This is a genomic window from Pseudomonas sp. DrBHI1, assembly GCF_002205115.1.
GTDB classification, from domain to species: Bacteria; Pseudomonadota; Gammaproteobacteria; order Pseudomonadales; family Pseudomonadaceae; genus Aquipseudomonas; species Aquipseudomonas mosselii.
Genome location: NZ_NIBE01000026.1, coordinates 77,670 through 88,790, shown reverse-complemented (window position 1 = coordinate 88,790; position 11,121 = coordinate 77,670). Strand labels below are relative to the sequence as shown.

General features: G+C 64.6%; 10 protein-coding genes and 1 pseudogene. 9 read left to right on the top strand and 2 right to left on the bottom strand.

Going from position 1 to position 11,121, the window contains the following annotated elements; all coding sequences use genetic code 11:
* The 7 genes from CC207_RS27380 to lnt form a co-directional block, all read left to right on the top strand.
* Window positions 1-253 (top strand): thiamine phosphate synthase (locus tag CC207_RS27380; RefSeq protein ID WP_256582002.1); only part of this gene is annotated, 253 nt, incomplete at its 5' end.
* Between the two features lie 17 nt (window positions 254-270).
* Complete coding sequence (gene hemL, locus CC207_RS04395) at window positions 271-1,554, top strand: glutamate-1-semialdehyde 2,1-aminomutase (RefSeq protein ID WP_028690406.1); 1,284 nt, start codon at window positions 271-273, stop codon at window positions 1,552-1,554.
* A 196-nt stretch (window positions 1,555-1,750) separates the two neighbouring features.
* Window positions 1,751-2,296 carry a tetratricopeptide repeat protein gene (locus CC207_RS04390; protein WP_028690405.1) on the top strand — a complete coding sequence of 182 codons (546 nt, stop codon included), beginning with the start codon at window positions 1,751-1,753 and terminating at the stop codon, window positions 2,294-2,296.
* Between the two features lie 179 nt (window positions 2,297-2,475).
* Window positions 2,476-3,474, top strand: a complete 999-nt coding sequence (locus tag CC207_RS04385; protein ID WP_028690404.1) for a PhoH family protein — start codon at window positions 2,476-2,478, stop codon at window positions 3,472-3,474.
* A complete protein-coding gene (ybeY, locus tag CC207_RS04380) occupies window positions 3,467-3,940 on the top strand; it encodes an rRNA maturation RNase YbeY (RefSeq protein WP_069016282.1) in 474 nt (157 codons plus the stop codon). The genes CC207_RS04385 and ybeY overlap by 8 nt, the downstream gene beginning before the upstream one ends.
* Before the next feature lie 26 nt (window positions 3,941-3,966).
* Complete coding sequence (locus tag CC207_RS04375) at window positions 3,967-4,806, top strand: HlyC/CorC family transporter (protein ID WP_028690402.1); 840 nt, start codon at window positions 3,967-3,969, stop codon at window positions 4,804-4,806.
* A gap of 8 nt (window positions 4,807-4,814) precedes the next feature.
* The gene (gene lnt, locus CC207_RS04370) at window positions 4,815-6,332 is read left to right on the top strand and encodes an apolipoprotein N-acyltransferase (RefSeq protein WP_088851644.1); all 1,518 of its coding nucleotides are present in this window, start codon (window positions 4,815-4,817) and stop codon (window positions 6,330-6,332) included.
* 144 nt (window positions 6,333-6,476) lie between these two features.
* Here lnt and CC207_RS04365 read toward each other — a convergent pair whose 3' ends face one another.
* Both CC207_RS04365 and CC207_RS04360 read right to left on the bottom strand, forming a co-directional pair.
* On the bottom strand, window positions 6,477-7,238 hold the full coding sequence (locus CC207_RS04365; protein WP_088851643.1) for a YdcF family protein: 762 nt from the start codon (window positions 7,236-7,238) through the stop codon (window positions 6,477-6,479).
* A gap of 126 nt (window positions 7,239-7,364) precedes the next feature.
* Window positions 7,365-7,679: a hypothetical protein gene (locus CC207_RS04360; protein WP_028690399.1), complete on the bottom strand. Its 315-nt coding sequence runs from the start codon at window positions 7,677-7,679 to the stop codon at window positions 7,365-7,367.
* 240 nt (window positions 7,680-7,919) lie between these two features.
* On the opposite strand from CC207_RS04360, the gene leuS reads away from it, so the two are divergent.
* A complete protein-coding gene (gene leuS, locus CC207_RS04355) occupies window positions 7,920-10,526 on the top strand; it encodes a leucine--tRNA ligase (RefSeq protein ID WP_088851642.1) in 2,607 nt (868 codons plus the stop codon).
* 62 nt (window positions 10,527-10,588) lie between these two features.
* Window positions 10,589-11,121: pseudogene (gene lptE, locus CC207_RS04350) on the top strand (LPS assembly lipoprotein LptE); the annotation flags it as partial.

The window sequence follows — 11,121 nt, the reverse complement described above, 5'->3', positions numbered from 1 at the left end:
CGCCTTCGGTCGCTTCTTCAATTCCGTCACCAAACCGGGCGCGCCCGCCGCCAGCGTCGAACTGCTGGAACAAGCCCGCGCCCAGGTCAAGCTGCCGATCGCCGTCATCGGCGGCATCACCCTCGACAACGCCGCCCCGCTGGTCGCCCATGGCGCCGACCTGCTGGCGGTAATCCACGGCCTGTTCGGTGCCGACAGCGCGCAGGAAGTCACCCGCCGCGCCCGCGCCTTCAACGCCCTGTTCGTTTCCTGATTTCGAGAGAAGACTCCATGTCCCGTTCCGAAGCCCTGTTCGCCCAAGCCCAGAAACACATCCCCGGCGGCGTCAACTCGCCGGTGCGCGCCTTCAAGAGCGTCGGCGGCACCCCGTTGTTCTTCAAGCACGCCGAAGGCGCCTACGTCATCGACGAGGACGACAAGCGTTATGTCGACTATGTCGGTTCCTGGGGCCCGATGATTCTCGGCCACGGCCACCCCGACGTGCTGGATGCCGTGCGCAGACAACTCGAGCACGGCCTGTCCTACGGCGCGCCGACCGCCATGGAAACCGAGATGGCCGACCTGGTCTGCTCGATCGTGCCGTCGATGGAGATGGTGCGCATGGTCAGCTCCGGCACCGAGGCGACCATGAGCGCCATCCGCCTGGCCCGTGGCTACACCGGCCGCGACGCCATCATCAAGTTCGAGGGCTGCTACCACGGTCACTCCGACAGCCTGCTGGTCAAGGCCGGTTCCGGCCTGCTGACCCAAGGCGTGCCAAGCTCGGCCGGGGTGCCGGCGGACTTCGCCAAACACACCCTGACCCTGCCGTTCAACGACATCGCCGCCGTCGAGAAGACCCTGGCCGACGTCGGCCAGAGCGTCGCCTGCATCATCGTCGAGCCCGTGGCCGGCAACATGAACTGCGTCCCCCCGGCGCCGGGCTTCCTCGAAGGCCTGCGTACGCTGTGCGACCAGCATGGCGTGGTACTGATCTTCGATGAAGTGATGACCGGCTTCCGTGTGTCGCTGGGTGGCGCCCAGGGCCACTACGGCATCACCCCGGACCTGTCGACCTTCGGCAAGATCGTCGGCGGCGGCATGCCGGTCGGCTGCTTCGGCGGCAAGCGTGAAATCATGGGTTGCATCGCCCCGCTGGGTCCGGTCTACCAGGCCGGCACCCTGTCGGGCAACCCGCTGGCGATGGCCGCGGGCCTGACCACCCTGAAGCTGATCAGCCGCCCGGGCTTCCATGACGAGCTGAGCGCCTTCACCAGCCGCATGCTCGATGGCCTGCAACAACGCGCCGATGCCGCCGGCATCCCATTCGTCACCACCCAGGCGGGCGCCATGTTCGGCCTGTACTTCAGCGGTGCCGACGACATCGTCACCTTCGACGACGTGATGGCAAGCGATGCCGAGCGTTTCAAGCGTTTCTTCCACCTGATGCTCGACGGCGGCGTGTACCTGGCGCCAAGCGCCTTCGAGGCGGGCTTCACCTCCATCGCCCATGGCGACAAGGAACTGCAGATCACCCTGGACGCCGCCGAAAAGGCCTTCGCTGCCCTGAAGTAAATAGCTGCCCCCCTTTGTGGGAGCTGCCTTGCCGCTCCCGCAAAGGTCAGTACCATCAATAAATCCCCATGCGCAATCAGTTGGCTCCCTCAACCCAGTAGAAATCTGAGTAAAACTTTGTAAGGTAGGCGCTGCTTATCCCATAATGTGCCACCAGAGACATTGGCCGTAGCTTTGCAGAGGTAAGTCGATCCCCATGAACCGCACCGGCCGCGCCCTGACCCTGGGCTGCCTGTTGCTTCTTCAGCCTCTGCTGACCTTGGCGGAGGGCGGAAACTCGTTGCTGATTCCAACGACGGGCCGCTGCACGCTCGATACCGCACCCGAAGACCTGCAGAACGCCCTGAAGGCCTGCGAGCAGACGGCGGAATCCGGGGATGCCGAAGCGCAGTACGAGCTGGGCGAGTTCTACTACAGCGGCACGCCGCGCCATCTCGACAAGGCGCTCAAGTGGTTCGAAAAGGCCTCGCTGCAGGGCCAGGGCCAGGCCCAGTACCGCCTGGGCTCGATGTTCTTCCATGGCGAAGGGGTCAAGGCCAATAACGTGCAGGCCTACATCCTGCTCAAGATCGCCGCGGTCAACGGCGCCGAAGACGCCCTGGACATGGCCGACGAAGTTACCGAGCAGATGCCCCGCGACGAGCTCGAGCACGCCACCCAGGTGCTCGGCCAGATCTTCCGCAAATACCTGCTGGAACTGCAGAACGCCGAAGGTCGCACGCCTTTCTCGCCCCTGCCCTGAGCCGCCCCGGCCCCTGCACGGCCCACCGGCATCACCGTTTCGTCAACTTGCCCTGCCATGATCGGCACGCGGATCGGAAGCGTCGCACCGACCCTTGATCGTTTCAGTGCTTTCGCCACTGCCACTCAAGGGTTATTCTTGAGTTCACATTCATTGCCGTCGAGCGGCTAAAAACGACCTTGAACGCACCCATACAACCCCATCGTTTCATCCTCGAACCCTTCGAGGCCCATCGTTTCGCCAACCTGTGCGGCCAGTTCGACGAGCACCTGCGCCTGATCGAACAACGCCTGGCCATCGAGATCCGCAACCGCGGCAATCAATTCGAACTGATTGGCGAACCCAAGACCACCTTCGCCGCCGAACAGTTGCTGCGCCGCCTCTATCGCGAGGCCAAGGCCACCGACCTGTCGCCGGAAACGGTCCATCTCTATCTCCAGGAGTCGACGGTCGAGACCCTCGAGAACCCGGCGGTCAACGAAGTCAGCGTTTCGCTGCGCACGCGCAAGGGCAACATCCGTCCGCGCGGCGTCAACCAGCAGCGCTACGTCAAAGAGATCCTGGCCAACGACATCAACTTCGGCATTGGCCCGGCCGGTACCGGCAAGACCTACCTGGCCGTGGCCTGCGCGGTCGATGCGCTGGAGCGCGAACAGGTGCGCCGCATCCTGCTGGTGCGCCCGGCGGTCGAGGCCGGCGAAAAGCTCGGCTTCCTGCCCGGCGATCTCGCCCAGAAGATCGACCCGTACCTGCGCCCTCTCTACGACGCGCTCTACGAAATGCTCGGCTTCGAGCACGTGGCCAAGCTCATCGAGCGCCAGGTGATCGAGATCGCGCCATTGGCCTACATGCGCGGCCGTACCCTGAACAACAGCTTCATCATCCTCGACGAGAGCCAGAACACTACCCTCGAGCAGATGAAGATGTTCCTCACCCGCATCGGCTTCGGCTCGACCGCGGTGATCACCGGCGACATCACCCAGGTCGACCTGCCCCGCGGCACCAAGTCGGGTCTGGCCCATGTGATCGAGGTGCTCAAGGACGTCCCGGGTATCAGCTTCACCCATTTCCAGCCCAAGGACGTGGTACGCCACCCGTTGGTGCAGCGTATCGTCGAAGCCTACGACCGCTTCGACGCCCGTCAGGCCAAGCCCGAGGCACCCGGCAAAGATGCTTGAACTCGACCTGCAACGGGCCACGGACGCCGCTACCCCCGATGACGCCGCCTTGCGCCGCTGGTGCGAACTTGCCCTGCGCCAGCGCAGCGCCGACTCGGAAATGACCATTCGCCTGGTCGACGAAGCCGAAGGCCGCGAGCTGAACCACACCTATCGGCACAAGGACTACGCAACCAACGTGCTGTCCTTCCCCGCCGACGTGCCCGACGAGCTGCTCGACATCCCGCTGCTGGGCGACCTGGTGATCTGCGTGCCGGTGGTCGAGCGCGAGGCCGCCGAACAGGGCAAGGCCCTGGAGGCGCACTGGGCGCACCTGGTCATCCACGGCTGCCTGCACCTGCTCGGCTACGACCACATCGAAGAGGATGAAGCCGAGGAAATGGAAGCGCTGGAACGGCAATTGCTGGCGGAACTGGGTCATCCGGACCCTTACGCCGACGACGAAACCGAAACAATCACACACTGATACTGCAAGGATCACGAGTAACCGCCATGAGCGAAGACCGATCGAGCAACGGGCAGAAGTCCTGGCTGGGTAAACTGACCCAGGCTTTTGCCCATGAGCCGAAAAACCGCCAGGAGCTCCTCGAGCTGCTGCGCGAAGCCCATCAGAACAAGCTGCTCGACAGCGAAGCGCTGACCATCGTCGAAGGCGCCATTCAGGTCGCCGACCTGCAGGTGCGCGACATCATGGTGCCGCGCTCGCAGATGATCAGCATCAAGGCCAGCCAGTCGCCGCGCGAGTTCCTGCCGGCGGTGATCGACGCCGCGCACTCGCGCTACCCGGTGATCGGCGAGAGCCATGACGATGTGCTCGGCATCCTGCTCGCCAAGGACCTGCTGCCGCTGATCCTCAAGGAGAACGGCGACAGCTTCAACATCAAGGACCTGCTGCGCCCGGCCACCTTCGTGCCCGAGTCCAAGCGTCTGAACGTGCTGCTGCGCGAGTTCCGCGCCAACCACAACCACATGGCCATCGTCATCGACGAGTACGGCGGCGTGGCGGGCCTGGTGACCATCGAGGACGTGCTCGAGCAGATCGTCGGTGATATCGAGGACGAGCACGATGTCGAGGAAGACAGCTACATCAAGCCGCTGCCCAGCGGCGACTTCCTGGTCAAGGCGCTGACGCCGATCGAGAACTTCAACGGGTTCTTCGACAGCGAATTCTCCGATGACGAGTTCGACACCGTCGGCGGTTTGGTGATGAGCGCTTTCGGCCATCTGCCCAAGCGCAATGAAACCACCGAGATCGGCGGCTACCGCTTCCGTATTCTCAACGCAGACAGCCGGCGGGTACACCTGCTGCGCCTGACCCCGATCAACCGTTAAGGACGAAAATGCGCTGGATCACCCGCCCCGGCTGGCCCGGTAACCTGCTGGCCATGGCGGCCGGCGCTTCCACCCTGCTGGCCCTGGCACCGTTCGACGTCTGGCCGCTGGCCATCCTCTCCATCGCCCTGTTCTACGCCGGCCTGCGCGAACTGACGCCGCGCCAGGCCTTGGGCCGTGGCTGGTGCTTCGGCTTCGGCCTCTACGGCGCCGGCACCTGGTGGATCTACGTCAGCATGAACACCTACGGGGGCGCCTCGCCACTGCTGGCGATCGCCCTGCTGCTGGCGTTCTTCGCCTGCCTGGCGTTCTTCTTCGCCTTGCCCGCCTGGCTCTGGGCGCGCTGGCTGCGCCGCGACGAGGCGCCACTGGCCGATGCCCTGTGCTTCGCCGCCCTGTGGTTGCTGCAGGAGGCCTTCCGTGGCTGGTTCCTCACCGGCTTTCCCTGGCTGTACGCTGGCTACAGCCAGCTCGACGGTCCACTCGCCGGCCTCGCCCCGTTGGGCGGCGTCTGGCTGGTGTCCTTCGTCCTGGCCTTGAGCGCCGCCTTGCTGTGCAACCTGTACCGCCTGCGTGAACGCCGTTCGTTCCTGGCGGTCGGCGCGGTGTTGCTGGTGGCGCCGTGGATCCTCGGCCTGGCCCTCAAGGACCATGCCTGGACCCAGCCGGTGGGCGATCCGCTGAAGGTCGCCGCCCTGCAGGGCAATGTCGAGCAGGACCTGAAATGGGACCCGGCGCACGTCAATGCACAACTGGCGCTGTACCGCGACATGAGCTTCAGCTCGAAACCCGTCGACCTGCTGGTCTGGCCGGAAACCGCCGTGCCGGTGCTCAAGGACCAGGCCCAGGGCTACATCGACATGATGGGCAGCTTTGCCGCCGAACGGCACTCGGCGCTGATCACCGGGGTACCGGTGCGGCAGATGGTCCACCATCAGCGCCGCTACTTCAACGGCGTCACCGTGACCGGCGAAGGCGACGGCACCTACCTCAAGCAGAAACTTGTGCCGTTCGGTGAGTACGTGCCACTGCAGGACATGCTGCGCGGCCTGATCGAGTTCTTCAACCTGCCGATGTCGGACTTCGCCCGCGGCCCCGAGGACCAGCCCCTGCTGCAGGCCAAGGGTTACCAGGTCGCCCCGTACATCTGCTACGAAGTGGTCTATCCCGAGTTCGCCGCCAGCCTTGCCGCACGCAGCGACCTGTTGCTGACCATCAGCAACGACACCTGGTTCGGTACATCGATCGGCCCGCTGCAGCACCTACAGATGGCCCAGATGCGTGCCTTGGAGGCCGGTCGCTGGATGATCCGCGCCACCAACAACGGCGTGACGGCACTGATCGACCCGTTCGGCAGGATCACCGCGCAAATCCCGCAGTTCCAGCGGGGCGTGCTGTACGGCGAAGTGGTGCCAATGCAACAGCTGACGCCCTACCTGCAATGGCGCTCGTGGCCGCTGGCGATCGTCTGCGTGCTATTGCTGGGGTGGGCGCTGCTGGCCGGGCGGATTGCCAAGACAGTCTGATCGACACCCCCTGTAGGAGCGGCCTTGTGTCGCGAAAGGGCTGCGAAGCAGCCCCAGCGGTCTTTGCGTCGACAATGAGATCCTGGGGCCGCCTTGCGGCCCTTTCGCGACACAAGGCCGCTCAGAGGGTGTGTACGCTGGACATCAGTAGAACAACCGATACCCCAGCAACCCCACCGCCTCGTTCAGCAACTGCCCGCTCTGCCACATGGCCCGGCTTTCCGGCAGCAACCCGGCGAACGGTCGCGCATGATCGCGCCCGAGGAAGCCCACCGGCGCCGACACCACCTCGAACCCGGCCCGCTCGAAGCTCCAGCGCGAACGCTGCATGTGCCAGGCCTGGGTCACCACCACCACGCGCCTGATGCCCAGTGGCTGCAACACCTTGGCGCTGAACTCGGCGTTTTCCCAGGTGGTGCGGCTAGCCTCCTCCTTCCAGGTGACCTTCACAGCAAAGTCGGCCACCAGCCGGTCAGCCATCAGCTGAGCTTCACTGGGCGGCGTGCCATAGTGCAAGCCACCGCTGGTCAGCACCGGCAACCCCGAGGCCTTGGCCAGCTGGGCGGCATAGCGCATGCGCTCCAGCGCGATGTAGGTCGGCTGGTCGGTGCCTTCCCACGCTGGATCACCGCGCTCGCGCCCGGCCCCCAGGATCACGATGGCATCGGCCCTGGTCGCCAGACTCGACCATTCATCGGCCCTCAACGCTGGCTCTGTTTCAAGGGCCCGGGCAACCTGCTCGACAGTCAACGGCAGGCTCATCAACCACAAGCCCCCCAAGCCCAGGGCAAAACAGGCCACCGCCAGACGCGGACGGCGACGGCGCCACCACCAGGCAGCCAGCAACAGCAGGAACAGGATGCCGGGCGGCATCAGCCATTGTTTGATGAAAAAGCGCAGCGGCATCACACACCTCCATGGAAGGCGTGCAGCCTAAGAGGATCGGCACCGGGCCTCAAGGGCAACCGGCGCCGATCGATGCATGCATTGCGTAAAACCGGCGCGTCGATCCGCGCCTGCAACCCTGAACGGCTATCGGAACGGCAACGTCCTGGAGCTGGCTGGAGCGCCGGAGCGCTTGCGGTCCTTGAGCCAGACGATCCTGGCCGAGGAAGGCTCCGGTTGCGGGTAGGCACCGGCACTGGCAAAACGGCTCTCCGGAAGGGTTTCCAGATAGGCCTTGATGACCTCGAACTCGGCATGACTCAGGCCACGCAACTCCAGTTCGGCAGGCATCTCGTCGCGCAATCGCACCGAGGTCCTGGCCACTTCCAGTGCCAGGCCAAGGCGGTCGATCAGGCGTTCATATAGCTCCGGCTTGTTTGCGGTTAGTTGCGACTCTCCCATCCGTTCACCTCATTGAAGGTAAGAATATCTCCCCCCACAGATGAGCTTAGCGTCACTCGCAAAAGCGACCGGGCGCCGCGACCAACGGCCCGGGCGACGGGCAATGCAATCAGGGTTTCCCACGACGCGCGGCGCTCATGTATGCTACGGCGTTCACTCTCATAAGATACCGGAGTGCCGGACGCAGCGAGGTCGAGCTGCCTGGAACATGTCTCTTATTCCTCTCAATACAAAGTAGCCATGCACGAACAATACACGCCCCGTGATGTAGAAGCCGCCGCCCAGAATGCCTGGGACGAGCAACAATCGTTCGCTGTCACCGAACAGCCAGGCAAAGACACGTACTACTGCCTATCGATGTTCCCGTACCCGAGCGGCAAGCTACACATGGGCCACGTGCGCAACTACACCATCGGTGACGTGATCGCCCGCTACCAGCGCATGCTGGGCAAGAACGTCCTGCAACCGATGGGCTGGGACGCTTTCGGCATGCCGGCGGAAAACGCCGCGATGAAGAACAACGTCGCCCCGGCCAAGTGGACCTACGAGAACATCGACTACATGAAGACCCAGCTCAAGAGCCTGGGTCTGGCCATCGACTGGTCGCGTGAAGTCACCACCTGCAAGCCGGACTACTACCGCTGGGAGCAGTGGCTGTTCACCCGCCTGTTCGAGAAGGGCATCATCTACCGCAAGAACGGCACCGTGAACTGGGACCCGGCGGACCAGACCGTACTGGCCAACGAGCAGGTCATCGACGGCCGTGGTTGGCGTTCGGGCGCGCTGATCGAGAAGCGCGAAATCCCGATGTACTACTTCCGCATCACCGACTACGCCGACGAGTTGCTGGAAAGCCTCGATGAGCTGCCGGGCTGGCCCGAGCAGGTCAAGACCATGCAGCGCAACTGGATCGGCAAGTCCCGCGGCATGGAGGTGCAGTTCCCGTACGACCAGGCCAGCATCGGTCACCCGGGCACCCTGAAGGTCTTCACCACCCGCCCGGACACCCTGATGGGCGCGACCTACGTGGCCGTCGCCGCCGAACACCCGCTGGCCACCCAGGCCGCCCAGGGCAACCCGGCGCTGCAGGCGTTCATCGACGAGTGCAAGAGCGGCAGCGTCGCCGAGGCCGACATGGCCACGCAGGAGAAGAAAGGCATGGCCACTTCCCTGTTCGTCGAGCACCCGCTGACCGGCGAAAAACTGCCGGTGTGGGTCGCCAACTACGTATTGATGCACTACGGCGACGGCGCGGTCATGGCCGTGCCGGCCCATGACGAGCGCGACTTCGAGTTCGCCCACAAGTACAACCTGCCGGTCAAGGCAGTGGTGCGCACCAGCGTCGGCGACGAAGTCGGCAGCGAGTGGCTGGCCGCCTACGGCGAGCATGGCCAGCTGATCAACTCCGGCGAGTTCGACGGCCTGGACTTCCAGGGCGCCTTCGACGCCATCGAGGCCGCGCTGATCCGCAAGGACCTGGGCAAGTCGCGCACCCAGTTCCGCCTGCGCGACTGGGGCATCAGCCGCCAGCGCTACTGGGGCTGCCCGATCCCGATCATCCACTGCCCGTCCTGCGGCGACGTACCTGTGCCGGAAGACCAGCTGCCCGTCACCCTGCCGGAAAACGTTGTCCCAGACGGCGCCGGCTCGCCGCTGGCGCGTATGCCCGAATTCTATGAGTGCACCTGCCCGAAATGCGGCACCGCGGCCAAGCGCGAAACCGACACCATGGACACCTTCGTGGAGTCGTCCTGGTACTTCGCCCGCTACGCCTCGCCGAACTACGACAAGGGCCTGGTCGACCCCAAAGCCGCCAACCACTGGCTGCCGGTGGACCAGTATATCGGCGGTATCGAACACGCAATCCTGCACCTGCTGTACGCGCGCTTCTTCCACAAGCTGATGCGCGACGAAGGCCTGGTGACCTCCAACGAGCCGTTCAAGAACCTGCTGACCCAGGGCATGGTCGTCGCCGAAACCTACTACCGTGTCGCCAGCAACGGTGGCAAGGACTGGTTCAACCCGGCCGACGTCGAGGTCGAGCGTGACGCCAAGGCCAAGATCATCGGCGCGCGCCTGAAGACCGACGGCCTGCCGGTGGAAATCGGCGGCACCGAGAAGATGTCGAAGTCGAAGAACAACGGCGTCGACCCGCAATCGATGATCGAGCAGTACGGCGCCGATACCTGCCGCCTGTTCATGATGTTCGCCTCGCCGCCCGACATGAGCCTGGAGTGGTCCGACTCCGGCGTCGAGGGTGCCAGCCGCTTCCTGCGCCGCGTCTGGCGCCTGGCCCAGGCCCATGTGACCCAGGGCCTGCCGGGCCCGCTGGACATCGCCGCCCTGAGCGACGAGCAGAAGGTCATCCGCCGCGCCATCCACGCCGCCATCAAGCAGGCCAGCACCGACGTGGGCCAGTACCACAAGTTCAATACCGCCATCGCCCAGGTGATGACCGTGATGAACGTGCTGGAAAAGGCCCCACAGGCCACCGCCCAGGACCGCGCGCTGCTGCACGAAGGCCTCGAGGCCGTCACCCTGCTGCTGGCACCGATCACCCCGCACATCTCCCACGAGCTGTGGAAGGCGCTGGGCCATGATCAGGCGGCGATCGACGCGGCCTGGCCGACCGTCGACGAAAGCGCCCTGGTGCAGGACACCGTGACCCTGGTGGTGCAGGTCAACGGCAAGCTGCGTGGCCAGGTCGAAATGCCGGCCGCCGCCAGCCGCGAGGACATCGAAGCCGCCGCCCGCAGCAACGAGAACGTCCTGCGCTTCACCGACGGCCTGACCATCCGCAAGGTCATCGTCGTACCGGGCAAACTGGTCAACATCGTCGCCAACTGATGGCAACGCCCGCCTGCACACCCTGCAGGCGGGCGTAATCGGTCCACGAGGGAGCTACACACATGATCAAACGCAATCTGCTGGTAATGGGCCTGGCTGTCCTGCTCAGCGCCTGCGGTTTCCAGCTGCGCGGCACAGGCACCACCGAGCTGACCATCAAGGAACTGGACCTCAGCGCACGCAACGCCTATGGCGAAACCGTCACCCAACTGCGCCGCACGCTGCAGAACAGCGGCGTGAAGGTCTACGCCGGTGCACCATACAAGCTCGTGCTTACCAATGAGCAGGAGACCCAGCGCGCTGCGACCTACACGGGCGGTAACCGCTCGGCCGAATACGAGCTGACCACCGTGCTGAACTATGTGGTCGAAGGCCAGAACGACACCGTGCTGCTGGAAGACAAGCTGCAAGTGCAAAAGTACTACGTGTATGACGGCAACAACATCAACGGCTCAGGCCAGGAGGCAGCGCAGGTCCGCCAGGAAATGCGTCGCGACCTGGTGCAGGGCATGATGGTTCGCCTGCAGCAGCTTACCCCGGCACGTCTGGACGACCTTCAGCGCAAGGCTGACGAGCGCGCCAAAGCCGAGGCCCG